Origin of the sequence: Nonomuraea sp. CA-141351, from assembly GCF_050944675.1 — a bacterium.
Lineage (GTDB): Bacteria > Actinomycetota > Actinomycetes > Streptosporangiales > Streptosporangiaceae > Nonomuraea.
In genome coordinates this window covers 6,858,639-6,881,528 of the sequence record NZ_CP191982.1, presented here as the reverse complement: position 1 = coordinate 6,881,528, position 22,890 = coordinate 6,858,639, and the positions used below count along the sequence as shown (strand labels likewise).

The window sequence follows — 22,890 nt, the reverse complement described above, 5'->3', positions numbered from 1 at the left end:
TAGGAGCGGAAGCATGACCACAGTCGCGAACGGTGTGAACGTGCAGGCGCTGCTCGACGCGCGCGAGGTGCTGAAGGGCGCTCCCGAGGCCGCCCAGTTCGTCTGGCGGGCCTCCTCCACGTGGCGGAACGGCGTGCACAGCACCACGACCGTCAAGGAGTTCTTCGGTCTCGGGGAGGAGCGCAGCCACAAGAGGGAAGCGGTGTTCGACGCCGACCACCCCGAGGTGTTCGCGGCGGAGGACAACGGGATCACGCCGATCGAGTACCTGCTCGTCGGTCTGGCGAGCTGCCTGACGGCAGGCGTCGCGTCCGTCGCGCAGAACCGCGGCATCCAGCTCCGCTCGGTCGAGGCGACGCTCGAAGGCACGCATGACATCCGCGGGATACTCGGCACCGACGCCGACGTGCGAAACGGCTTCAACGACATCAAGGTGACGTTCCACATCGACGCGGACGCTTCCAAGCAGGACATCGAGGCGCTGGTGGCCCAGTCCCAGAAGCGCTCAGCCGTGTTCGACGCCCTGACGAACCCGACGAACGTCACCGTCGACGTCGCCTGAGCCTGGAAGGCCGAGCCATCATCGAGCACGTCACGACCGTCGTCATCGGCGCCGGGCACGCCGGCCTCGCCGCGAGCCATTTCCTCGGCGAACGGTCCATCGATCACCTGGTGGTCGAGCGCGGTGAGGTGGCCAACTCCTGGCGGCGCGAACGCTGGGACTCCTTCCGGCTGCTCACCCCCAACTGGCAGAGCCGCCTGCCGAGCCTCGCCTACGAAGGCCCGGACCCCGACGGCTACATGACCACGAAGGAGGTGACGCAATTCATCGAGGGCTTCGCCGCGCTCTCGCGGGCACCCGTCAGGACCGGCGCGAACGTCACGTCCGTACGAGCCGCCGGCGGCGGCTACCGCGTGACGACGAGCCGCGGCGAGATCGCCTGCCGGGCGGTGGTCATCGCCAGCGGCGCCTGCAACCGGCCGGTGGTGCCGCCGTTCAGCGACGTGGTGCCGCCGTCCGTGGAGCAACTGACGCCCTTCGACTACCGCGAGCCCGGCCGGCTCCCCGATGGCGGCGTGCTGGTGGTGGGCGCGTCGGCGACCGGTGTGCAGCTGGCGGCCGAGCTGCGGCGGTCCGGGAGGCCGGTGGTCCTGTCGGTGGGGGAGCACGTGCGGCTGCCCCGCACCTACCGCGGGCGCGACGTGCTGTGGTGGATGGACACCTCAGGCGTGTGGGACCAGCGGTACGACGAGGTCGACGACCTCACTCGGGCCCGGCGGCTGCCCTCACCCCAGCTCGTCGGGACCCCCGAACGCCAGACGCTCGATCTCAACGCGCTCACCTCGATGGGTGTCGAGCTGGTGGGCCGCTGGGCGGCCGTACGCGACGGCAAAGCGCTGTTCTCCGGCGGTCTGCGGAACGTGTTTTCGCTCGCGGACCTCAAGATGGAGCGCCTGCTGGACACGTTCGACGCCTGGGCTCGCATACGCGATCTCGAGATCTGCCCGCCCGAACGCTTCGCGCCGACCCGGGTGCCCGAGTCGGCGCGCCTGCAGCTCGACCTGCGGAGCGGCGAGATCCGCACGATCGTGTGGGCGACCGGTTTCCGTCCCGACTACGGGTGGCTCGACGTGCCCGTGGTCGATGAGAAGGGCCGACTGCGCCACGACGGCGGTGTTTCCGGCAGCCCAGGACTGTACGCGCTGGGGCTGCCCCTGCTGCGGCGGCGCAGGTCCACGTTCATCCACGGCATCGAGGCCGACGCGCGCGAGGTGATCGACCACCTCGCCGGGTACCTGGCCGTACGGCGGTGACTGCCGCGATCACGCGGGATGCCGGCCGGGCTCGGGCCCCAACCTGGTAGCGATGTCGGTGAGGATCTTCACGTAGTCCTCGTGGTCGAAGGTGAACGGCAGCGCGAACGCTCATGCGGTGCCGGACCCTGCGGCGTGGCGGTGCGGGATAGGCGCTTGCCCCGGCGTACTCCTTGTACCTGGCCCGCTGCTCCGGCGTGGCCGAGTCCGTGGGGATGACGACCAGCCCCTGCGAGACGCGGGCCCGCTCGCCGTCCGGGTGATGGGCGCGCAACTCCCGTATGTGCGAGAGCTGGATCTGCGGGAAGTCCTCCGGCTCCTCCGACTTGATCACGCTGCTGATCAGGAAGTTCGTGCCGTGCTCGCCAGTCCATCGGCCCTGGCGCAGGCTGGCGCCGCCGTACCACATGAGCGCGCCCAGGCCGGGAGAGTGGGGCCGCACCCGGTCGGAGAAGACCTCGAACCCCTCTGTCCCGTTGAAGGCGGTGGCCCCCTCGCGGTCGAGCCCGGCCACCTCCTCCCTGACGATGGGGATGACGTGGCGGCCGAAGTCGTGGGCCGGCATTTTGGTGAGTAGGAACGCGTGGTGGCCGGTGAAGCGGCCGGTGAACGCTTCTTCTAACGCGTTGATCTTGGCGCGTCGCCCGCGCTTGCCCAGCCCGCTGCCCAAGTGTTGGCTGGCGCGACCGCCGTCAGCTCGGCCTGATCCGGTTTGGCAGGCAGCGGCACCGGGACCTGCTGCCACGCATAACCATCCACCGCAACACGAGCGCCCGCAACGGGCCACCAGGGCGGATCTCGTACGTACTGCCCGCCCAGAAGTCCGCTTCCGAACGCCCGGCCACATCGGTCAGCTCATGTTGCCCTTACCTGGGTTGGGCGTAGGCAACACCGCCCAGCCGGAGGAACCGGCCGCAGCGGGCTCGGCCTTGATCATCGACGCATGGCTGCCTGTTCGCGGACGCTCAAGTCGGGGATGAACGCGCCATTCACGAGGACGATGAACGATGCGAGAGGACTCCAGTGGCGGCGATCATGCGCGCCTTCACCGCGAGCGCGCTGGCCGGCGCACTGACCATCACACGTGCGACTCGCGGTGGAGGGGGGACCACTAATGTGTGTCGGTGTTCTCAGTCGGGGGCGAGTCTGGCCACCAGCAGGGGTTGGTGTCTCCCTCCGGTGCAACCCCGGGTTCCGTTCCAGACCTTTGACCCGGCGTTCTGGGGGAGAATGCCTTGCCCGCCCCTGTCCTTGGGATACTTTCCCTTACTACGCGACGTGTTGGACTGGAAGCTGCCCACGAAACGGCGCGTCACTGAGCGGGACGAGCGCGAAATGGGTCCAGCCCCCACGGCGGCGCCGACTGGACACGACAAACCGCTCGGCTCCGGCGGAGTCTGGGTGGCGCTGCCAGGCCCGCGGGCGACACGAGATTCGGGTCATTGAACGCTACCGACACCGCCTGGGGAGCGTGCTTGAATTGCATCTACGGGATGCCTTCCCGACAGTGGAAACGGAACCCTAGACAAGTCCCACTGGTCAGAAAGGTATTCTCACTTCAACTCACCGACACTCTCCTGCTCGTGCTCGCGCTGACTGTCGCCTGAGCATGACCGGCGCAGCCCGTCCAGCACGAGGGTGATGACACCGTCGGCCTCGGCCCGCCAACCAGGGCGGTCATGGGCCGCACCGATGCCATGCAGTGCCATCATGACGGCACCGGCACCCACGTCGTCGCGGACGGCGCCGTCCTTCACGGCGGCGGCCACCAGGTCGGTGACAGCCTGCTCCCGGCGGTGTCACCGCCGCCATCGACCTGCACGGGACGGAGACAGCGTACGCCGCAAGGGAACTCGGCGTCCCGGACGGCCGCATCTGCACCATCGCCGCGCAGGTCGACGGCGTGTCGATGGCCAACGGCGCGAACGCCGCCCCCGGCGCCCTGGAAGAGGTCGCCCGCCTGGTCGCGGCGGGCCGACTCCGGGTGCCTATCGCGGCGAGCTTCCCGGTCGCTCCGCCGCGCGGCCGAGTTCCAGGCCGGCCGGCACGTGCACGGCAAGGTCGTCATCGACCTGTAGATCAAGGCCGTCGCGACGATGAAACGCGATGTCGTCGTCACTGATCAGGCGGGGGCGGCCTCCCGCCTACTGAGAGCGCAGGGCTTCTCGTCGAAGGCGTGGACCACATCGCGCACGGTGTCCTCGTCCGCGGCAAGCAGCCGGGCGATCGCCGACACCGGCGTCCCTGACGAGGAAGCCAGGAAGATCGTCGCCCCGCAGGACCGGACCCGAACCAGGCCGGCCACGACAACACTGCGGCCCGGCGGACCTTCCAGGTGCCGACCGCCGCGGTGCCCCACAACGACTCCAGCGCCTCGCCGACTTCGTCGTCAGCGCTACCGCGAGGTGCTGGTGCTGCACGGCCCAAACCTCGGCCTGCGCATCCCACCCCACCTCGCCGACACCGAGGACCAACGCAAAACAGAACTGGCGGCTGCTCGGAGGGACGGGCCGGTCACCGGCAGGCTCATGCGCTGGGGGCAGGTCCGGACGCCGTGAACAGCGTGGAGCGGCTGGCGTCGCCCGGTGGGTCCTGTTGGATATACGGCCTGCCTGCGGTATGCGGAGAGCAAGTGCCCGGCCGCCGCCGCAAGGTCCGAGCGCTGTGCCTAGGCGCACGCCGACGCCGTCTTCGGCATCGAAGATCCGCCATGCGGCGAACAAATCTCCCCCTGCTTTCCGCGTGGTCTTCTCCTTCGCTCCGCCGATGACTGCTACATCTCGTGCTCCCAGCTGCCGCGCGTGTCGACGTCCGCAGCATCCGCCAACGCTTCCAGCTCCGCGATCTCTTCGTCGGCGAGATCGATGCCGCGAGCTCGGACCAGCCCGTCGATGTAGCCGGCCTTCGTGACCCCGACGATCGGGGTGGTCCCCTTGGCGATGGCCCAGGCGATGGCGACATCGGCAACGGACCCGCCTCGGTCCTCGCCGATCTCCCCCATTCTGTCGGTCAGCGCCTGCAGCCGGGGCAGGGTGCCGTTATACGCCGCCGCCCGGCTGCTGCCTTCAGGCAACGGGTTGGCCGGGCTGTACCTGCCGGTCAGCGCCCCTTGTTCGAGGACCATGTAGGAGAGGAACCGCACGTCGTGCTCGCGGCAGTGGTTGAGGATGCCCGCGCGCTCAGAGCTCCGGTACAGGAGGCTGTAGTGGTTCTGGACCGCCTCCACGCGGAAGCCGGCCTCGCCGAGGATCTGATCGGCAAGAGCGATCTCCTCGATGTTGTGGTTCGAGACGCCCACATGCTTGATCTTGCCGCTCTTCAGCAGCGGGATCAGAAGCGGCGTCCATCGTGCCACGTCGGCAGGGTTGTGGATCCAGTAGAGATCCACATAGTCCGTACCCATTCGGTTGAGGCTCTGCTCCAGCATGTCCGCGACCGGATCGTCGCCGTCGCCCGCGATCTGCGGGGTGAACTTCGTCGACAGCTGGTACTCGCTGCGGTCGTAGCCCTTCAGCGCCTGGGCGAGGACCGCCTCCGAGCGGCCCATGCCGTACGCCACGGCGGTGTCCCACAGGGTGAAGCCGTTGGACTGCGCCTTCTCGACGACCTTTCGCAGGCCGGACTCGGTCAGCTGACTGCCGAAATAGCCGTCGCCCACCTCGCCGCTGTCTCCCCAGGCCCACGTGCCCAGCGCCGCCGCCGGCACTGTCAGTGTCTTGCTCGTCATGTCATACCTCCATTGCCTGTTCGGCCATCTCCGTATCGCAGGGTTGGGTCCAACGTGCTGATCCCAGGAAACCCGCCTGGCCGCGCGCGAGGCAGAGCGTTTTTATAGGGGGGACAAGCTCAACCCCCTTACCGCCGCCACCTGCGCGAACCCTGCGACTACCGTGGAGGGTATGGACCACCGGCCCGACCACCGCGCCCAGATCCGGGACTTCCTGGCCACCCGGCGCGCCAAGCTCACCCCTGAGCAGGTCGGGCTGCCCACCAGCGGCCGGCGCCGGGTTCCCGGGCTGCGCCGCGAAGAGGTCGCGGTGCTGGCCGGTGTGAGTACCGAGTGGTACACCCGGCTGGAGAAGGGCCACATCAGCGGCGTGTCCGAAGAGGTGCTCGACGCGGTCGCCCAGGCCCTGCGCCTGAACCAGGACGAACGCACCTACCTGTTCGACCTGGCCCACGCCGCCCGGCCCGCCCGCCGCACGCCCTCGCGCCGCAAGGACGTCCAGGTCCCGCCGCGGGTCCAGTGGCTGCTGGACTCCATGACGATGTCGGCGGCGTTCGTGCGCAACGGCCGCCAGGACATCGTCGCCCACAATGCGCTGGCCCGGGCGCTGCTCGCGCCGGTCTTCGACAGCCCTGCCACCACGCAGCACGGCCGCGCCAACATCGCCCGCTACGTCTTCCTCGACCCGGGCTCCCAGCAGTTCTTCGTCGACTGGGACGAGGCCGCCGTCGTCTCCGCCGCGCTGCTGCGCGCCGAGGCCGGACGCGAGCCCCATGACCGGGCCCTGCGCGACCTCGTCGGTGAGCTGTCCACGCTCAGCACCGAGTTCCGCAGCCAGTGGGCCGTCCACGACGTGCGTATCCGCCACGACGGCAGCAAGCGGCTGTGGCACCCCCAGATCGGCGACCTGGAGCTGACCTACCAGTCTCTCGACCTGCCCATGTCCAACCGGACGGTGTACGGCCTCACCATCTACACCGCCGAACCGGGCAGCACCTCAGAAGAGCGGCTCAAGCTCCTGGCCAGCCTGGCAGCCACCCAGCCGGCACACCCCACCAGCCAGCCGCGTTGAAGCGCGCCGACCTGCTCACCAGCGCAGTCAGACGGGCACTGCGAACGATTCGCCGTGCCCCAGGGGACTACGCTCCCTCCTCGTCCACGCCCCGCGGAGTAGCTACCCTGGACGTTGAGGTGGGCGTGGCCGAGCGGAGAGCCGGGCGGTGTCGGAGGTCCTTGACCGGAATGCCTTGGGCGCGCAGCTGGTCGACTGCGGCACAGGTACGCGAACCACAGCGCTGATCGTCCAGGAGAAGCTGCAAGCCACCGAAGCGCTCACGGTGGTAGCGCATTTCAACGAAACCAGCCGGTCATCGTAGGCAACAGGCGTGCCGAGGCAAACCCTGGACGGGCAAATCTGCCCGCCTACCAGCGTGTTGCCCTGCGTCACCTCCTCGCCTGGATCAGGCTCAGCGACCCGGAGGCGACGGGCTGCGGTGTCTGCGTGCCCCCCAGCACACCTCTGCCGTGAGCTGGGTGCCGACACCCTGTTGAACGCGTTGGCCCGGTGGTCCATGGTCCCGACGCAGTCCACAACGGTCTGCCCGATGTAGACCAGTTCCGCGGCGGTCAATGCGACCCGCGGGCTACGCGTGTTTCCGAAGCGGCTCCCTCACCCCTGTGCAGAGGACGTCGGACATCCGCGCAGGCGACTTCGGAAATCGACAATCCCCAAACGGAGCACATTGTCGGGGCGAGGTCGGGCGCGGGGAGGGCCCTTCAACAGCGAGAAGTGAGATCTGGCCCACCTCGTCGCTGAGAGTTTTGCGGGCTGCGCTGACCTGCCGGCTCAGCGGACTCGGTCGTAGATCATGGCGAGTTCGCCCAGCTCGCCGGTCTCCTGGTGGGTGAGCGTCCATTTCGTAGCCGGCAGGCCGTCGTCGAACAGTCGTTGCCCGCCTCCGGCGATCTCAGGGAAGATCATGAGGTACAGCCGGTCGAGCAGGTCTGCCGACAGGAGCGGCTTGATGATGCTGGCGCTGCTGTTGACAAGGATGTCGCCTTCACCGCTGGTCTTGAGCTCGGTGACGACGTCTGCGGCGGGGGCGTTCACCACGCGGGCACGTTTCCACGGCGCGTCGGTCAAGGTGGTCGACAAGACCACCTTTTCCGTGTCGACCAGCCACTTGGCGTATCCGCGGTCGCGCGGGTCGGCGTTGTCGTCTTCGGCGACCGACGGCCAGTAACCCAGGAATCCCTCGGCGTTGATCCGGCCGAGCAGTGCCGTCGTCGCGTGCTCCCACATGCAGGTCATGTGGTTGCGGGCGACGTCGCTGGTTACGTATGGGGCGAACGCGGCGAAATCGCCGGGCCCGCCGGGACCGTTGTAGCGCCCGTCGAGGGTGAGGCTCAGGTTCGCGGTCACCCTGCGGCCGGTCGTGTTCGTCATTTCGTGCTCCTTGTGTCGGTGCTGTCCGTGTCGGTGTCGTACGTGGCGAGGGTCGCCGCGAGCTTGTCGAGGGTCTGGCCGTAGCCGATCTCGATGCCCGCGATGAAGTCCGCGGAGTCGACGGTGCTGTCGGTGATCCGGACCTGAACGTCGAGGTCGGCGCCGGTGTCGGTGGGCCGCAGATCGATGGCGACGTGGGCGGTGAAGGCGACGCCGCCGCCGGCAAGTATCGGGGAGGACCGGTAGGCGAGGCGCTCACCCGGGCGTACGTCATCGACGACTCCCTCCGCGCGCCCGGCGATCAGGTCGGAGCCGTCGACGTCCTCGGTGTCGCGGTACTCCAGGACGACCCGTCCACCCGGCCGCGCCTCGAAGACGAGCTCGGAGACGCGCAGGTCGTCGGGCGTCCACCAGCGGGCGAGCAGGGGCGTTTCGGTGAGGTGGCGCCAGATCACCTCGGAGCGCTGGGTCAGCGACCGGAGGAACCTGAACGAGCGGCCGTCGGCCCACCCCGACTCATCTGCGGCGAGTCGCTCCGCTTGGAGGCTGAGCCCGTACCGGTTGTAGGTCGCGCGCGGACCGCCGGCCTGGTCCGCGGTGTCGGCGAGCCGGCTGAGCGCCGCCGCCAGGTGCCGCAGCGGAGCGGAGCGGAGCGCGTAGACGCGGCGCTGGCCGGTGCGCTGGGAGGTGACGACGCCGGCGCGCTCGAGGGTCTGCAGATGCTTGGTCGTCTGCGGCTGGCGTGCCTCGGCGAGCTGGGCCAGGACGCCGACCGAGCGGGGCCGCTCGGCCAGCAGGGTCACGAGCCGCCAGCGGGCCGGGTCGGCCAGTGCGATGAGAAGTGCATCCACTGCGTCCATGGGCATAAGTATTCGCTATGGCGAATATTCGTGTCAAGGAATATCTTAGATGTGTTGAGCGAGGTGGGAATCCGGGGGTGAGGAACCGGCGGACAGCCGTTATCGATGAGAACGATCTTGCAAGGGGGCGCGGTCGAGCAGAGTAGGGGCGCCGGGTAGATGCGGACGCGACCGTACGGCGGTGGCTCCGAGATCGCGGTCGGAGAGACCGCTGCCGGTCGCCTATTCGAACAAGGACGTGTCTCCCGTGCCCCGGCGGAGAATCTCGGGTTCCTCCTGCGAGAAGTCGACGACGGTCGTCGGAGCGGCGCCGCATTCGCCGGAGTCGATGACCGCGTCCACCACGTGGTCGAGCCGCTCCTTGATCTCCCAGCCCTGCGTCGAAGGTTCGGTCTCGTCGGGCAGCAGCAGGGTGCTGGACACCAGCGGTCCGCCGAGCTCAGCCAGCAGCGCCTGGGTGACGACGTGATCAGGGATGCGGACGCCCACCGTCTTCTTTCGGGGATGCAGCAGCCGCCGCGGGACTTCTTTGGTCGCGGGCAGAATGAACGTGTAACCGCCGGGAGTCGCCGCCTTGACCTGGCGGAACAGCGCATTGCTCAGGTGAACGAACTGACCGAACTGGGCAAAGTCACGGCATACCAGGGTGAAGTGGTGGTCGCTGCCGAGGCCGCGGATCTCCCTGATCCGGTCGAGGCCCTCCTTGTTGCCCGGCCGACATCCGAGGGCATAGCACGAGTCGGTGGGGTAGGCGATAAGCCCGTCCGCCCGCAGGATCTCGGCGATCTGGCTGATCAGGCGAGGCTGGGGATTGTCCGGGTGAAGATCGAAGTATCTGGCCACGCCTCGGATCTTAGGGTCCGGCACCATGGCATGACAGGCGGCCCCAGGGCGGTACGGTCTCGCCGTCCGGCAGCGCCTCCCCGTTGATCCACTTTGTAATCGAGTGCGAGTCGGTAGCCGAGTTCGCGTGCGGGTTGGGCGAAGTGGGCGGGTTGTTGGTCGGTGCAGGCCCGGTCGACGACGGCGAAGGCGGTGGGGAAGCCGAGCGCGGCCAGGGGTTTTCAGGGTGGTGATGGCGTTGGCGCCGATGCGTTTGTGTGGGGTGTCGAGGACCAGGCCGAGCGCCAGTTGCGGGAAGGAGTTGGGAACCGAGCGGGTCCGGGCGGCGACGGTGAGGGTGGCGCTGTAGCCGTACTCGGGTGGGTCGTTCCGGCCGAGTGGTGCCAGCCTACGGTGATCTCGGTGCAGACAGTGAGTTCTCCGGTGGAGCGGCGAGTTCGGGGCGGGCGGGCGAAGACCGGGACGGCGGTGGTGTCGATGCCGACGTCGCCGCGGAATCCGGCCAGGTAGCCGCGGCCTTTGCTCCAGAGGGCCGGGGGTGAGGACGAGTGCGGTGACGATGTCTTGCAGCAGGTTCCGCTTGCGGGTGTGGCCGGGATTGTTATCTTCCTAGGCGGTGGCGAGCAGGTCGGCCTCGTGCTGTGGCAGGCGGGTGCGGCGGTCGTGCCGGGCCGGGTCCAGCAGGCTGGTGAGCCGGTCGAAGGCGCGGTAGAAGCGCCGGTTGTCGGCCAGGCAGCGGCGAAGATGCCCGGCCCGGACGGCGGCCACCTCCCTATACTGGCGCAGAGCACTTATTCGAAGCGTGCGGTATTCCGAGTCCCGCCGAGTGTCGATGCGCAGTGTGGGCTGGACAGGCCGGAGTCAGCTGGTCTCGTTGAGATCACCGAGGATTGTGAGGGTTCGGGTGATCTGCTCCTCTGAACCGAATGGCACGGCGATGAATTCCGTCGCGCCGGCGTCTGCGAACCTACGAAGTTCTTGCTCCACCTGCCGTTCATCGCCGACGACCACGACGCCTTCGGGTCCGCCCACGCCTTCGCGTTGGAACAGCGCCCGGTAGCTCGGCACCCGGCGGGAGGCCCCGAAATGCTCCGTGATCCAGGAACGCGCGCCGTCGGGATCATCGGTGACCGCGATCGGCAGATTGACGACGATCTTCGGCGCCGGTCGTTGGGCAGCCTCGGCTGCCGCCGTGATCAGTGGAGCGATGTGCGTTGCGATAGTGCGGACGCCGGTCCAGACGGTGACCGTCCCGTCGGCGAGTTCGCCCGCGGTACGGAGCATGACGGGCCCCAGCGCGGCCAGGAGCACGGAGGGCGGCTGTGCACCCGGTGTGCGGATCCGCCCGGTAACGTGGTGGACCTCACCATCGAACTCGACCGGCTCGCCGTGAAGCAGTGGCATCAACGCGCTCAGATATTCGCGGGTGTGGCGGGCCGGTCGGTCGAAATTCATCCCGAGAGTCGTTTCGACTTGCTGCTTGTGTCCGGGGCCGATGCCGAGGGTGAGCCGGTTCCCGATGGCCGCCTGAACCGTCAGTGCCTGACTGGCCAGTGCCAGCGGGTGGCGCGGATAGGTCGTGACGACGGCCGTTCCGAGCCGGAGCCCGGATACCACGAGTCCGGCGACCGTGGCGGACGTGAGCGCGTCGGCGGTATGCCGTTCCGCCCACCACGCACCGCCCAGCCCGAGGTCAGCGGCGCGCCGAGTTTCTTCGACGATTTCGGCGATCGTCCGTGGGCGATCGATCCCGATACCGACGTTAGTGCTGATGCGCATTCACGCTCCTGAGGGTGAAGATCCTTAGTCAGGCGGCTATGGCGGCCATCGTGCGGTGGTGCTTCGGGGTCTCGATCTCGTCGATGAGCGCGACCGCGAGATCGACGTAGGAGAAGGAGGCCGTGCCGTCACCGCACGGAAGGACCTGGCTGCCGCCGATCCGGTATCGGCCGGTGCGCGCTGCGTCGTCGTCCAGGACGACCGGTGGCGGGGCCAGCACCAGCCAGTCGATCTCGGTGTCCGCTTCACGGAACACATCGAGTTCCGCGGAATGTCCCAGGGAGAACTCCCGGCCTTCCGCCGGGAAGCCAGGCGCGTCATGGACCATGATCCCCGGTGCGGTCTCCAGCGTCGTGCCGATCCCCACCAGCACCAGTCGGCCGGCTCCGGCGCGTCCGAGGCCGTTCAGCAGGGCGTGCGCCGAACCCGTGAAGAACTCCTGCGAGGGGACGTCGAGCCGGACGGCGGCGTTGATCGCCGCATCGTGCCCCGCCGCAGTCACCGCGACGCTGTCCGCCTGAGTCACATCTCCGGAGACCAGCCTCACGCCGTCGCCGTCCAGGTGCCGATACTTGGCTGGCTTGCGCACGACGGCAGTGACCTGATGTCCCCGAGTGACGGCCTCGGAGACCGCGCGCCTGCCCGCACGTCCGCCGGCGCCGAAGATAACGATCTTGCTCATCGGAAGAACTCCGTTCGACAGAGGCCGCCTGGTCGACGACCGCTGCCCCGGACGCTACGGGGTCCCCCCTTGGTTCCCGCAACGATAGTTACCTACGCTCCTTACGAGGTCAGACCGCAACCGAAAGCCAGCGCCATCAACGCCAGCGCGTCGGTGCGGGCCTGCCCGGGCAGGCGTTCGGCCCAGCCGCGCAGCCGGCCGAGCTGGGCCGGCGAGTACGGCGGGCTGACCCCCTTGGGAGCTTTCATCGGTGGCGGCGCCTGTTCACCGCGTTCCAGCCAGGCCAGCGTGGCGCGCATGTGCCGAAGCCAGCTGCGGTAGGTCTGCGCCGAACTCGGAGCCAGATCGGTGCAGCCGGTCAGCACGAACGCGTCGATCGTCTCGTGCCGCAGCCACACTTCCGGGTCATCCGGCAGGCCGCAGCGGTGACACCACACGGCCAGCCTGGCGGTCGCGGTGAGCAGCCTGAGGGGCCACGGAGTTGCTCGTGTGTGATCGGGCAGGCTTCGGGTTGGTAGCCGCTGGCGCGTGAGCACTTTGAGGTCCTGGACCTTGAGTCCTGTCCAAAGACCGTGCCCCTGCCAGTAGCTGGGAGAGTGATCGCTGCTGGGATGTCGTGCTCGCTCGTATGTGGCGTGAGCACTGTGTTCATTAGGTCGCTGATGGTTCTCTCCCGACCGGCTGCCACAGGAGATTGAGGCTGAGGAGGGGGAGCGGTGCTGTCCGTCGGGGATGACCGGGCTGAGGACCACCACGATGTGGAGGTGATGGACCAGGCCGGGAAGCGGCTGGCCAAGGCGCGGCTGCCGGAGGGCGTGGCGGGGATGGCCCGGCTGCACGCGATGATCGGCGAGCAGCTGGGCGAGCCGGCTCCGGACGAGGACGAGGCGGCCGCGGAGGTGCTGATCGGCATCGAGACCGACCGCGGGCCGTGGGTGCAGGCGCTGCTCGCCCGAACTCGTCGTACGCGGCTCGACCCTGGCAGCCTGACCAATCGGGTGTCAGACGGTCAGGTGAGGGTCGTCTCCCGGCAGTCCTTCTCCTCGCCTCCCTTGTAGAGGCACACCCGCGCCACCGGCGAGCCGACCGTGCCCGATCCGGTGGTGAAGGTGCCGCAGCGGTCGGCGTAGGCGCCGTCGTTGCCGGTCATCACCAGGCTGCCACCGGTGCGAGCGCGCACATAGGCGCGTACACCCCAGCCATCCGGCGCGTTGTCGCAGATCCGCAGCGTGGAGCTGTTGTCGGAGTACACGGCGAGGTTGGCCCAGCCCTCCCGGGACGCCGCCCCGGCCAGGACCGCGCCAACCTTGGTGGCCGCTGTGCCCCTGATGGTCACATTGGCCACCACCGGATAATGGTCCGAGGCGGAGGTGGTGACGGTGTGAGCGTCGGTGACGTCGAAGCCGGGGGTGGCGTAGACATAGTCGATCCGGGCGTCATCACCGTCTCCGGGGTGGGTGATGACGTCGGCGCCGATGTTGGGGTTGACCTGGGTCCAGGTGTCGTACCAGCCGGCTTGGGCGAACCAGGGCCTGATCTCGTTGTCCGGCCGCACGTTGAAGTCACCGGTGAGCAGCATCGGAGTGGGCATCAGCGAGGCGCTGGACACCTTGTCGATCGCGGCTCTGGCCTGCCTGTTGCGCCGCTCGGTCGCCTCGGTCCCGAGGCCCGGGGAGAAGTGGGTCGTGTAGATCCGCACGTCGGTGCCGTTGACATTGATCTTGGCGCCGCCGAGGCTGCGCAGCACGGCATCGCTGTCGGATGGATACTGCGGCAGCTGGTACGTGAGCTTCTCGGTGATGTCGTACTTGGAGAGGATGAGGTTTCCCGCCACCCCGCCGAGGGCGTTGGTGTCGCTCTTGGCGAAGTGCGCCTTGTAGGCAGGGAACCTGTTCAGCAGGAGCTGCCACTGGTTGTCGCCGCCGACGGAGGTGTTGTTGTGCAACTCCTGGAGCGTGACGATGTCCGGATCCTCGGCCGCGATGACATTGACGATGCGCCCGAAGTCGTACACGCCGTCCGTTCCCGTGCCGCCCTGGATGTTCCAGTCCATGACCTTCAGGCTGGTCGCGGCGGCCGCGACCGCCCTCGCCCTCTCGCCTCCGGCACCGGGTGCCACCACCACAGCCAGCACCACCGCCGCGGCTGTCAGCGCCGTCCTCAAGCTGAGCTTCGGTATGACCGTATCTCTCACAAGATCTTCACATCACAACAGCCTTCACAGGTCAACCTGTCGCACAACGGTTCGTCCAGTGATCTGAGCCCTTTCGGGGACAGGGCGCTCTCGTGATCATTATGATCTCGGCCAGCTCGCGCTCCTTCCTGGCCTTCATCACCGACCCGCACCTGGGCGCGATCGACACCCCCAACGGGCACACGAAGGCACGGCCGGGGAAGGGGAACCTCTTCCGTGTCAGGCAATGGCAACAGGTGTTCGATCTGAGCTCGGAGACTCACCAGCAGTGGAAATCTTCTGCTGTCGTCCCATGTCCATGGTCGTCCGCCAGCATCGTCACACGCCTGGTCACGCAGCGATCGCCTGCTGCGGCCGTAGCGGCGTCGACGGCTGTGACGTTCTCGCGTGAATATGATCGGTCACGTGGGCAAGGAGCAGAACCTGGATCATCTGGCCGAGCAACTCGTGGCGTTACCGGTGCATGAACTTGTCGATGTCTTGCGGCGCGTCTTGCCGCACTACACCGAGGAGGGGAACGGGCTACGAACAACGTTGGTCCTGGCCACTGCGACCGAATATGAGGATGAGGTGCCCAGCAGATTCCGGACAGTCGGCTACATAAGCTGACAGAAGTCTGGAAGAGGTAGGTACGTGACGAGGCGTCGTAGGCAGTTCTCGCCTGAGTTCAAGGAAGAAGCTGTCCGCATGGTGCTGGAGGGCGAGCGGACGGTCGCGTCGGTGGCGCGGGAGTTCGACATCAACGCCAGTACTCTGGGCAGCTGGGTGAACCGGCATCGGGTCGTGAGCGCGCAGGAGGAGCGGCCGCCGGTTTCCGGGCCGGAGCGGGCGCGGATCCGGGAGCTGGAGCGGGAGAACGCCGAACTGCGCGAGAAGTTGATCTTCTTGAAAAAAGCAGCCGCCTTCTTCGCGTCCGAGACTCGATGACGCTCGCCAAGTACGAGCTCATCGACGCGGAGAAGGCCTGCCACTCCATCGTGAAGATGTGTGCCTGGCTGGGCGTGTCCCGCTCGGGCTACTACGAGTGGCGCGAGCGGCCGGCCTCGGCCACCGCGCAACGCCGGGCGCTGCTGACCGCTTTGGTCGCCGAGATCTTCGCCGGCTCCCACGAGACCTACGGCTACCGGCGCGTCCACGCCGCCCTGGCCCGCCGCGGCGAGCACTGCTCACCCGAACTGGTCCGCGCCCTGATGCGCGAGCAGGGCCTCATCCCGGCCCAGGTGAGGGCGTTCCGGTTGATGTCCTTGTGGCCGCAGACGAGTTGGGCGATGTGCGGCGGCATGCCGTTCATCACGGCGTCGGTGACGAAGATTCTGCGTAGGTCGTGCGGGGCGAACAGCAGCGGCCGGCCGCTGGCGTCGGTGATGCCGGTCGCCTTTGCGGCGCGTTTGAGCAGGTCGCGGTCGACGCCCACGTCCACGGCCACGGCGGCGTTCAGCGCGGCGGCGCAGCCGTGCAGCAACGCGTCCAGCAGCGACTCCACCGCGCGGCAGCCTTCGAAGAGCTCGATCAGGCACTGCGTTGCCAGGACCCTGGCGCCTGCCAGGCTGAGCGGTGTGACCGCTGCGACCAGCATCCACGCCGCCACCGCGGCCATGGCCATCGCGACCAGGAACTGGAAGAGGATGAAGGCCGCCAGCGCCGCCCCGGCCGTGTACAGGGTGAGGGCGGTGACCACCGCACGGATCTCGACGCCGCGCAGATCGGTCAGGTAGGCGTCCATGCGGCGCTGGAAGGCCCGGCCATCCTCGCTGCGCCAGCTCATCTCGGCTACGTCGGCGACCAGGGCCTCGACGGCGAGCCGGGCGGCGGTGACGTCGTCGTGCACCTTGATCCAGGTCTGGGCTTTGTCGAAGAACTGCTGCGGGTCCCAGGCTACGCCGGGCCAGTTGGGCGAGGTTCACATCAGCCTCAGGGAACTCGCGTATTCGGCCGCCTGCCAGGTTCCCAGAGAGGCGGTCATGCCGTCCTGGATGCGTACCGTGTCATCGGCCCGGTGATGTAGCTCCGCGATCGTGAACGCCTCGACCTCGTTGTACGCCAGCGCGAGTGAGTACGTGAACGATGTGAAGGCGTGCTCCGCCACCGTGAGCGAGACCAGGCGCGGCAGCGCGTTCTCGAGCGGCTTGGCCGCCTCGGGCAGGCGGGACCTGATCTCCCGCAGCCTGGCCCGCTCGATCTCCACCTCGTGCGGGCTCGTTGGCTCTGTCCATGGACTGGGAATTGTTGGCATAGTTCGCTTTCGTTAGCCCTTGTGGTCTTCCCAGCGTGTCTCGAGGAAGATCGGGGCGGGGAGGTTCTGACGCAACCTGTACGCGAATCTGGCGTTCCACCTCGCGATCTTGACGCTCGAGACGCGGGCGTATGCGTCCCCGAGCGCCCTGGCCGCCAGGAGGAGAATCTCCTTCTTGATCGTTTTCCGCGCTCGTCGAGGCGCGGGTGGTCATGGCTGGCTCAACTCGGCACGACCCTGCTGATCCTCACCGTTCATGACGACGGCGGCCCCTCCACCCCGCACCTGTGCCAGGCCGAAGCCGACGACCAGCGCGGCCGCGGCCTCTACCTGGTGGAGACGCTGACCACGCGCTGGGGCATACACGGAGACGAAGCCGGCCGCGCCGTCTGGACCCTCATTCCCCTCGCCCCCGCCAACCCCGCCACCTGAGCCCACGGCGCATAGCACTCCTGTGAACCTGCCACTGCGTCGACGTCACCTACGAACTGTGCGCCGCAGGCGGCCAGACCTACCTCCGGCGCACCGACACAGGCACCGGGACGATCTACGAGACCCCCATGAACAGACGCACGTGCCATGCCACGTGGCAAGCCCTACTTCCATCCCCTACGTGCTGCCGCGGAAGTGTTTAGGTTGGCTGGGTTGGCAGATCCAGCTCGGGACGGGTCATCAGCTTCGGAGGCTAGGCCGGTTCGGCGTCGGCGGCGAGCTCCGACGATGCAGTTGGCGAGCCGGTTGACTCGTCACTCTGCTGATGGTCGGTGAGATTGCGCAGGTGCCGGATCGGTGAGGCCAGCAGGACCAACGGCATGCAGGCGGCCGCGACGACGAAAATCATCAAGGTGACGCGGCCGCTGAGGACCCCGGCGATGACTCCGGCGATCAAGCCGCCGATCGGAATTGCACCCCAGGAGACGAAGCGGACCGTCGCCATCACCCGGGGCAGCAGTTCGGGCGGGCTGGCCATCTGCCGGTAGGTGCGGGTGACCACGCTGATCACCACCACACCGGCGGAGAAAACCACGTTGCCGGCGGCGAAGGCGACGAAGGCCTGCCAGCCGGTGCCGAGGGGAACGACAAGCGCCCCGGCAACCGAGACGAATCCGGCGACGATCAGGGCGCGGGCGGTCCCGAGCCTGGCCGTGATCTGGTTCGTCAAGACTGCGCCGATCAGCGTGCCGACCCCGTCCGCCGCCAGCAGCAGGCCGACGAGGCCGGGCTCTGCGTGCAACTCGCGTACCAGGTACAGCGCGTAGAGCGCGTGCTGTGCCCCACAGACCGTGTTCGCCGCGGTGGCGACCCACATGCACGGGCCCATCACCGGGTGGTGCACGACGAAACGCCAGCCTTCGCGGATCATCTCGCGTATCGGTGGCCAGCGGTCGGGGGCCTCGGCGCGGCGTTCTGGGAGGGTTCGCAGCAGCAGGGCTGAGACGAGGTAGCTGGCCGCGTCGACGAGGAGGGTGGGGACCGCCCCGAGCACCTGGACGATGAGACCGCCGACGGATGGTCCGCCGAGCTGAGTAGTGGCGTGCGTGCCGGAGGTCAGGCTGTTACGGGACTGCAGCTGCTCCTTGCTCACGATCGATGGCAGGAAGGTCGAGTTGGCGACGTCGAAGATGACGTTCGCGAAGCTGATCACGAGGGCCACGATCACCAACTGGGCGACCGTCAGACAGCCGAGCCACCAGGCCAGCGGGATCGAGATGACCGCCGCCGCGCGGGCCAGGTCAGCGCCGATTTGAACCCTTCGCATGGGTAGTCGCTGCACCATCACCCCGGCGGGTAGGCCGATCACGATCCAGGCGACGTAACTGGCGGCGACGATCAGGCCCATCTCGAACGCGGAGGCGTCGAGCACCGTCAATGCCGTCAGCGGCAGCGCCACTGCGCCCACCGCTGAACCGACCGCGCTGGTTGTGCCGGCCGTCCACCACCGCCAGAAGACGCTCGCGCCACGAGCACTGTCGACTGCCATCCCGGCGCCCTCCCCAAGTGAGTTTTAGAATGGAACGCACTATACTCGGGTGTGTGAAGCGCGCTGATCTACCCGACGCCGACTGCGGAATCGCGCAAGCGCTCGGAGTGATCGGCGACTGGTGGACATTCCTGGTGGTGCGGGACATCGCCGGCGGCACCACTCGTTTCGACGACCTTCAGCGTGGGCTCGGCGTCAGCCGTCGAGTTCTGGCCGAGCGCCTGGCCGGCCTCGTCGCACACGGAGTACTGGAGAAGCGGCCCTACTCCGATCACCCGCTGCGCTACGACTACCTGCTGACCGCGAAGGGTGAGGGTCTGCTGCCGGCGCTCATCGCGCTACAGGATTGGGGCACCAGACATGTGATGGGCGATGGCGCGCTGACCGCGACCAGCGAGGACGGGTCCGCCGAGACCCGCCGGGTGCAGGAGCTGGTCGGTCGGAAAATGCCAGATGTCGTTCTGGAACGACACGACGGCGAGTGGGCCGCGCCCAACGCACCCGGTGTCTGGACCGTGCTCTACTTCTTTCCTGGTGCCTTCGCGCCCGGCGCCCAGGGCTACCCGCCTGGTTGGGCCGACATCCCTGGCGCCCAGGGTTGCACTCTGGAGTCCCTCACCTACGCGTCACGGCATGCCGACTTCGAGGCGTCGGGTGCCGTGATCCGAGGCGTCAGCACCCAGCCACCCGACCAGCTGTCCGCCTTCGTCACGCACGCGAGGTTGCCCTACCCGCTTCTGTCCGACCAGGACAGCAAGCTCGCGGCCGGGCTGCTGCTGCCGACCTTCCGGGCGGCGGGCGTCGACCGCTTCAAGCGCCTCACCTTGCTGGCCGACCCCGACTCGATCATCCGCGCGGTACAGTTTCCGATCAGCGACCCGGCCGGCTCAGTGGAAGACATGCTCGCTCTGGTCCGCGCTCAATAACAAAGACCCCGATCCGCTCATGCCGCGGAGCATGAGCACCTCCTTGATGCCTTTCGCGTACGAAGTGCAGGACATGGCGTGCTGTCAATGTCGCGTCAGTATTTCCGCGGCCGGCGTCTGAATTGCGTAGCGATGGAGGATTGTGGCCGGTGACGGTTCTAGCGTCTGCCGGGTACGACTCTTCGCTGGAAGGAAGCAGATGTCAGAGTCCCGATTGTGCGTGCCCGTCACGGTGGGCACGTGCGCCTCGACCCTTCGGTTGTTCCGCACCGCCTCGGGCAAGCGGACGGCGGTCGCGTTCTCCTCGCCGCTCAAGCTGGCCAAGGTGCTCGGAGCCGGCCAGCAGTGGATGCTGCTGACCGCTCCGGCGCTGCGCGGCATGATCGCTGAGCTGGACGTCATCGGCATCGTCATCGACCCGGCGGGCACGATGACCAGGCCCGCGAAGCGGGTGGCGTGATGTGCGTCCTTCACCAGGACCTGGCAGAGCAGGAGTCGCTGACAGCCGACGAGTCCTGAGGGGACACCTTGCGTTTCCGCTGATGGGGTGGGAGAGGCCGGCTTGCGCTGCCCCGCCTTCCCGTCCCACGCTGTAGGCCGCGAGAACGCTGTCGTGGCGAACTCGCCGACCCGGCTGGTCGGTTAAGGCGTCAGGAGCGGCCTCAAGGGTGTCCGGTGTGGGATCCAGCATGAACCGGCCGTTTCCGACGCAACTCGACCCCCGTGCCGGGCAGCCCTCGCCGGTCGACGTTCCAGTGTTTGCGACCCCAGGTCACGGTCCCGCCCTGTTCCAGGCGGAGGGATGGCCGGTCAGGGTGCCGTACTGGAAGCGGCAGCCCCGCAGGCGCAACAGGTCGGTGAGCTGGGCCGTGTGACGCGGCCGGCCACCGCGTCGGGTTCTTCGGCGCACTGGGCCACCGTCTCCGTGTCGCCGGTTCGCTGATGCGCCGTCAATGTTGCGTCAGGATTGCCGCGGCATGCGTCCAGATTGCGTAGAAATTGGCGGCATTGTCATGCGGTGCGCTTAGCGTCCTAGTTGAAGAGTTCTCGGAGGAGGAAACAGATGTCAGAGCTCGGGTTGCCCGTTCCCGGACCGCGTAGGCCCGTGTGGTTCAACGAAGTGATGCAGGAATCGCGGTTCGCGGCGGAGCCCTGGTCGGCCACCACTCGTTTCCGGCCGGTGGCCTGCGTCGGTGGTGTGCCGCTCATGGACATCGTTGAGCGCTTCGGCACACCGGCTTACGTGGTGGACGAGGCCGACGTGCGTGGGCGCTGCCGCGCCTTCCGCACCGCGCTCCCCGGCGCCGACATCCTGTACGCCGCCAAGGCGTTCCTGTGCCGGGCGATGGCCACCTGGGTCCGGCAGGAGGGGCTGGGCCTGGACGTCTGCTCCGGCGGCGAACTGGCCATCGCCCGGTCCGTCGGCTTCCCCGCCGACCGGATCGTCTTCCACGGCAACGCCAAGACCCCGCATGAGCTGGCCGAGGCGGTGGAGTACGGGGTCGGGCGGATCGTCGTCGACAACCTCGCCGAGGTCGTCCGCCTCGCGATGCTGGTCCCGCCGGGTCATCGGCAGAAGGTGCTGGTGCGGGTCATCCCGGACATCGAGGCGGGCGCGCATGCGGCGATCCGGACCGGCGGCGAGGGCCAGAAGTTCGGCCTGTCCATCGCCTCGGGAGATGCCGCCGCGGCCGTGGCCAGGGTGCTGCGCCAGCCGGAACTGGAGCTGGTAGGCCTGCACTGCCATCTCGGCTCCCAGATCCGCAGCCTGGAGCCGTACGAGCAAGCAGCCCGGATCATGGTCGAGCAGCTCGCCGCCATCCGCGACGCGTACGGGATCGCCCTTCCCCAGCTTGACCTGGGCGGCGGGCAGGGCATCGCCTATCTGGAGGGTGAGCACGGGCTGACCCCGGACGAGTACGCCACGACGGTCACCAAGGCGATCGAGGAACGCTGCGCGACGCTGCACCTGCCCGTGCCCCGGCTCACCATCGAGCCGGGCCGCTCGATCAGCGGTCCGGCCGGCCTCACCCTGTACCGGGTCATCGCGGTCAAGCGCACCATCGACCGTACTCATGACCGCACGTTCGTCGCCGTCGACGGCGGGATGAGCGACAACCCCCGCCCGTCCCTGTACGGGGCCCGCTACGCCGCCCGCCTGATCGGCCGCCGGTCGGCCATGGCCGACCGCCCGGCCACCCTGGTCGGGCACCACTGCGAGGCGGGCGATGTCATCGCCGAGAACGTTCCGCTGCCTGCTGACATCCGGCCAGGCGACGTCATCGCGGTGCCGGCGACCGGCGCCTACCACTACTCGATGGCCTCCACCTACAACCTGACCGGTCGCCCGCCCGTCATCGCGGTCGCCGAGGGGGCCGCCCGCATGGTGGTGCGCCGGGAGGAGATCGACGACCTGCTGCGCCGGGACGTGGGACTGTGACGCGTATCCGGCCGGAACGCGCAGGCTGGGCTCGCCCGAGTTCACCGTCCGCAAGGTCGCGGGTGGCGGTGGGCGATGAGGATGCACGCGGCCTTCTGGTGAGGTACGGCCTTACGACCGGGCCGCTGGACGGCCAACGTGAGATCGTGCCGGCCTCACCAGGCTGAGGGCGGCAGACCGGCATCAGGGACCTGCCCCAGCGAGAGCCGACCAACGGGGTCCCTGAGCTTCGTTACTCGGCCGGGCCATGTCTCGGTGCTGCGCGGACGTGCGCGCGTTCGCCTTGTTTCCCGATGAGACTCAGGTACTCGACGGGGCCGGCGCTGGTGGCCCCGAACCAGTGCGGGGTGCGCGTGTCGAACTCCGCGGCCTCCCCGGGCTTGAGGATGAGGTCGTGTTCCCCGAGTACAAGGCGGAGCGTTCCGTTGAGGACATAGACCCAGTCGTAGCCCTCGTGGGTGCGCAGGTCGGGTTCGGCGTCGTCGCTTCCGGTCGGGAGGACGAACTTGTAGGCCTGGATTCCTCCGGGCTTGCGGGTCAGCGGCAGGATGATCGAGCCGTCGCTGCAGGGGATTGGACGCATGTTGATGCGGGGGTCGCCGGTCGGCGGCGCGTCGACGAGCTCGTCGAGCGTGACCCCGTAGGCGCGAGCAAGCGGAAGCAGTTGCTCGAGCGTGGGACGTCGCAGGCCCGCCTCGAGCCGGGACAAGGTGCTGGTGGAGATGCCGGTCTCCGCCGCGAGGTCGGCGAGCGTGACGTCTCGATGCAGTCGAAGGCGTTTCAACCTTGGTCCGACAGCGTCAAGAGTGCGGTCAATTGCTTCATCCACCCCTCCATTTTGCCATTCGGCAACAACGTTTGCACATCCGCCTTCTCCGCCAGCACCATGAGCGAACCGGAGAACGCACCCGCAGAGGGGGTGCACGATCTGTCGGCGCGGGTGAGCCCGGTCACCGGCTACGGC

The 22,890-nt window shown here is 68.2% G+C and carries 24 protein-coding genes and 1 pseudogene; 10 read left to right on the top strand and 15 right to left on the bottom strand.

What is annotated here, in order from left to right:
- Nucleotides 1–13: 13 nt before the first annotated feature.
- Nucleotides 14–562, top strand: a complete 549-nt coding sequence (locus tag ACQPWU_RS32595; RefSeq protein ID WP_364838587.1) for an OsmC family protein — start codon at nt 14–16, stop codon at nt 560–562.
- Nucleotides 559–1,815, top strand: coding sequence for an NAD(P)-binding domain-containing protein (locus ACQPWU_RS32590; RefSeq protein ID WP_433445345.1), 1,257 nt, complete (start codon nt 559–561; stop codon nt 1,813–1,815). Before ACQPWU_RS32595 ends, ACQPWU_RS32590 begins: the two co-directional genes overlap by 4 nt.
- Here the strand turns inward: ACQPWU_RS32590 and ACQPWU_RS32585 are convergent.
- The 4 genes and pseudogenes from ACQPWU_RS32585 to ACQPWU_RS32570 form a co-directional block, all read right to left on the bottom strand.
- Nucleotides 1,742–2,485, bottom strand: a complete 744-nt coding sequence (locus ACQPWU_RS32585; protein ID WP_433428467.1) for a hypothetical protein — start codon at nt 2,483–2,485, stop codon at nt 1,742–1,744. The two genes, ACQPWU_RS32590 and ACQPWU_RS32585, sit on opposite strands and share 74 nt — an antisense overlap.
- An 883-nt stretch (nt 2,486–3,368) precedes the next feature.
- Nucleotides 3,369–3,593 (bottom strand): annotated as a pseudogene (locus ACQPWU_RS32580) (hypothetical protein); the annotation flags it as partial.
- A gap of 344 nt (nt 3,594–3,937) precedes the next feature.
- Nucleotides 3,938–4,120 carry a hypothetical protein gene (locus ACQPWU_RS32575; protein WP_433428465.1) on the bottom strand — a complete coding sequence of 61 codons (183 nt, stop codon included), beginning with the start codon at nt 4,118–4,120 and terminating at the stop codon, nt 3,938–3,940.
- Nucleotides 4,121–4,588: 468 nt separating this feature from the next.
- Nucleotides 4,589–5,542 carry an aldo/keto reductase gene (locus ACQPWU_RS32570; protein ID WP_433428463.1) on the bottom strand — a complete coding sequence of 318 codons (954 nt, stop codon included), beginning with the start codon at nt 5,540–5,542 and terminating at the stop codon, nt 4,589–4,591.
- Nucleotides 5,543–5,714: 172 nt separating this feature from the next.
- On the opposite strand from ACQPWU_RS32570, the gene ACQPWU_RS32565 reads away from it, so the two are divergent.
- Entirely contained in the window at nt 5,715–6,614 is a 900-nt protein-coding gene (locus tag ACQPWU_RS32565) for a helix-turn-helix domain-containing protein (RefSeq protein ID WP_433428460.1), read from the top strand.
- A gap of 774 nt (nt 6,615–7,388) precedes the next feature.
- On the opposite strand, the gene ACQPWU_RS32560 is transcribed toward ACQPWU_RS32565, so the two are convergent.
- The 7 genes from ACQPWU_RS32560 to ACQPWU_RS32530 form a co-directional block, all read right to left on the bottom strand.
- A complete protein-coding gene (locus ACQPWU_RS32560) occupies nt 7,389–7,988 on the bottom strand; it encodes a dihydrofolate reductase family protein (protein WP_433428458.1) in 600 nt (199 codons plus the stop codon).
- On the bottom strand, nt 7,985–8,848 hold the full coding sequence (locus ACQPWU_RS32555; protein WP_433428456.1) for a metalloregulator ArsR/SmtB family transcription factor: 864 nt from the start codon (nt 8,846–8,848) through the stop codon (nt 7,985–7,987). Before ACQPWU_RS32555 ends, ACQPWU_RS32560 begins: the two co-directional genes overlap by 4 nt.
- 222 nt (nt 8,849–9,070) lie before the next feature.
- Nucleotides 9,071–9,691, bottom strand: a complete 621-nt coding sequence (locus tag ACQPWU_RS32550) for an L-threonylcarbamoyladenylate synthase (protein ID WP_433428453.1) — start codon at nt 9,689–9,691, stop codon at nt 9,071–9,073.
- Nucleotides 9,692–10,300: 609 nt separating this feature from the next.
- Entirely contained in the window at nt 10,301–10,459 is a 159-nt protein-coding gene (locus ACQPWU_RS32545; protein WP_433428451.1) for a hypothetical protein, read from the bottom strand.
- A 93-nt stretch (nt 10,460–10,552) separates the two neighbouring features.
- Nucleotides 10,553–11,470, bottom strand: coding sequence for a TIGR03564 family F420-dependent LLM class oxidoreductase (locus ACQPWU_RS32540; protein ID WP_433428449.1), 918 nt, complete (start codon nt 11,468–11,470; stop codon nt 10,553–10,555).
- A 28-nt stretch (nt 11,471–11,498) separates the two neighbouring features.
- The gene (locus ACQPWU_RS32535; RefSeq protein WP_433428447.1) at nt 11,499–12,152 is read right to left on the bottom strand and encodes an NAD(P)-dependent oxidoreductase; all 654 of its coding nucleotides are present in this window, start codon (nt 12,150–12,152) and stop codon (nt 11,499–11,501) included.
- 101 nt (nt 12,153–12,253) lie between these two features.
- Complete coding sequence (locus ACQPWU_RS32530) at nt 12,254–12,688, bottom strand: hypothetical protein (protein ID WP_433428445.1); 435 nt, start codon at nt 12,686–12,688, stop codon at nt 12,254–12,256.
- A gap of 180 nt (nt 12,689–12,868) precedes the next feature.
- Here ACQPWU_RS32530 and ACQPWU_RS32525 point away from each other — a divergent pair, with 180 nt between their 5' ends.
- Nucleotides 12,869–13,210 carry a hypothetical protein gene (locus tag ACQPWU_RS32525; RefSeq protein ID WP_433445584.1) on the top strand — a complete coding sequence of 114 codons (342 nt, stop codon included), beginning with the start codon at nt 12,869–12,871 and terminating at the stop codon, nt 13,208–13,210.
- Here ACQPWU_RS32525 and ACQPWU_RS32520 read toward each other — a convergent pair.
- Nucleotides 13,162–14,316, bottom strand: a complete 1,155-nt coding sequence (locus ACQPWU_RS32520) for an endonuclease/exonuclease/phosphatase family protein (RefSeq protein WP_433428443.1) — start codon at nt 14,314–14,316, stop codon at nt 13,162–13,164. The genes ACQPWU_RS32525 and ACQPWU_RS32520 overlap by 49 nt on opposite strands.
- Before the next feature lie 435 nt (nt 14,317–14,751).
- Between ACQPWU_RS32520 and ACQPWU_RS32515 the strand changes: the two genes are divergently transcribed.
- From ACQPWU_RS32515 to ACQPWU_RS32505, 3 genes are read left to right on the top strand one after another with little or no spacing between them, the layout of a single operon-like run.
- A complete protein-coding gene (locus tag ACQPWU_RS32515) occupies nt 14,752–14,955 on the top strand; it encodes a hypothetical protein (protein WP_433428440.1) in 204 nt (67 codons plus the stop codon).
- 24 nt (nt 14,956–14,979) lie between these two features.
- Nucleotides 14,980–15,273, top strand: coding sequence for a transposase (locus ACQPWU_RS32510; RefSeq protein WP_433428438.1), 294 nt, complete (start codon nt 14,980–14,982; stop codon nt 15,271–15,273).
- Nucleotides 15,270–16,061, top strand: a complete 792-nt coding sequence (locus ACQPWU_RS32505; protein ID WP_433428436.1) for an IS3 family transposase — start codon at nt 15,270–15,272, stop codon at nt 16,059–16,061. Before ACQPWU_RS32510 ends, ACQPWU_RS32505 begins: the two co-directional genes overlap by 4 nt.
- 185 nt (nt 16,062–16,246) lie before the next feature.
- Here the strand turns inward: ACQPWU_RS32505 and ACQPWU_RS32500 are convergent, their stop codons facing one another.
- A complete protein-coding gene (locus ACQPWU_RS32500) occupies nt 16,247–16,531 on the bottom strand; it encodes a hypothetical protein (protein WP_433428433.1) in 285 nt (94 codons plus the stop codon).
- A 733-nt stretch (nt 16,532–17,264) separates the two neighbouring features.
- The gene (locus ACQPWU_RS32495) at nt 17,265–18,560 is read right to left on the bottom strand and encodes an MFS transporter (protein WP_433428431.1); all 1,296 of its coding nucleotides are present in this window, start codon (nt 18,558–18,560) and stop codon (nt 17,265–17,267) included.
- A 53-nt stretch (nt 18,561–18,613) separates the two neighbouring features.
- Between ACQPWU_RS32495 and ACQPWU_RS32490 the strand changes: the two genes are divergently transcribed.
- The 3 genes from ACQPWU_RS32490 (at nt 18,614) to lysA (ending at nt 21,926) form a co-directional block, all read left to right on the top strand.
- Entirely contained in the window at nt 18,614–19,486 is an 873-nt protein-coding gene (locus tag ACQPWU_RS32490; RefSeq protein WP_433428428.1) for a winged helix-turn-helix transcriptional regulator, read from the top strand.
- A 199-nt stretch (nt 19,487–19,685) separates the two neighbouring features.
- Complete coding sequence (locus ACQPWU_RS32485) at nt 19,686–19,946, top strand: SAV_915 family protein (protein ID WP_433428426.1); 261 nt, start codon at nt 19,686–19,688, stop codon at nt 19,944–19,946.
- Between the two features lie 603 nt (nt 19,947–20,549).
- Nucleotides 20,550–21,926: a diaminopimelate decarboxylase gene (lysA, locus tag ACQPWU_RS32480; RefSeq protein ID WP_433428424.1), complete on the top strand. Its 1,377-nt coding sequence runs from the start codon at nt 20,550–20,552 to the stop codon at nt 21,924–21,926.
- A 232-nt stretch (nt 21,927–22,158) separates the two neighbouring features.
- Here lysA and ACQPWU_RS32475 read toward each other — a convergent pair whose 3' ends face one another.
- On the bottom strand, nt 22,159–22,755 hold the full coding sequence (locus tag ACQPWU_RS32475; RefSeq protein WP_433428422.1) for a helix-turn-helix domain-containing protein: 597 nt from the start codon (nt 22,753–22,755) through the stop codon (nt 22,159–22,161).
- Nucleotides 22,756–22,890 lie beyond the last annotated feature (135 nt).

Bases quoted from the DNA above. Each gene is read 5' to 3' on its own strand.
- ACQPWU_RS32540 (WP_433428449.1), bottom strand. From the start codon at position 11,470: ATGCGCATCAGCACTAACGTCGGTATCGGGATCGATCGCCCACGGACG.
- ACQPWU_RS32485 (WP_433428426.1), top strand. From the start codon at position 19,686: ATGTCAGAGTCCCGATTGTGCGTGCCCGTCACGGTGGGCACGTGCGCC.
- lysA (WP_433428424.1), top strand. From the start codon at position 20,550: ATGTCAGAGCTCGGGTTGCCCGTTCCCGGACCGCGTAGGCCCGTGTGG.
- ACQPWU_RS32570 (WP_433428463.1), bottom strand. From the start codon at position 5,542: ATGACGAGCAAGACACTGACAGTGCCGGCGGCGGCGCTGGGCACGTGG.
- ACQPWU_RS32495 (WP_433428431.1), bottom strand. From the start codon at position 18,560: ATGGCAGTCGACAGTGCTCGTGGCGCGAGCGTCTTCTGGCGGTGGTGG.
- ACQPWU_RS32595 (WP_364838587.1), top strand. From the start codon at position 14: ATGACCACAGTCGCGAACGGTGTGAACGTGCAGGCGCTGCTCGACGCG.
- ACQPWU_RS32560 (WP_433428458.1), bottom strand. From the start codon at position 7,988: ATGACGAACACGACCGGCCGCAGGGTGACCGCGAACCTGAGCCTCACC.
- ACQPWU_RS32535 (WP_433428447.1), bottom strand. From the start codon at position 12,152: ATGAGCAAGATCGTTATCTTCGGCGCCGGCGGACGTGCGGGCAGGCGC.
- ACQPWU_RS32505 (WP_433428436.1), top strand. From the start codon at position 15,270: ATGACGCTCGCCAAGTACGAGCTCATCGACGCGGAGAAGGCCTGCCAC.
- ACQPWU_RS32555 (WP_433428456.1), bottom strand. From the start codon at position 8,848: ATGGACGCAGTGGATGCACTTCTCATCGCACTGGCCGACCCGGCCCGC.
- ACQPWU_RS32565 (WP_433428460.1), top strand. From the start codon at position 5,715: ATGGACCACCGGCCCGACCACCGCGCCCAGATCCGGGACTTCCTGGCC.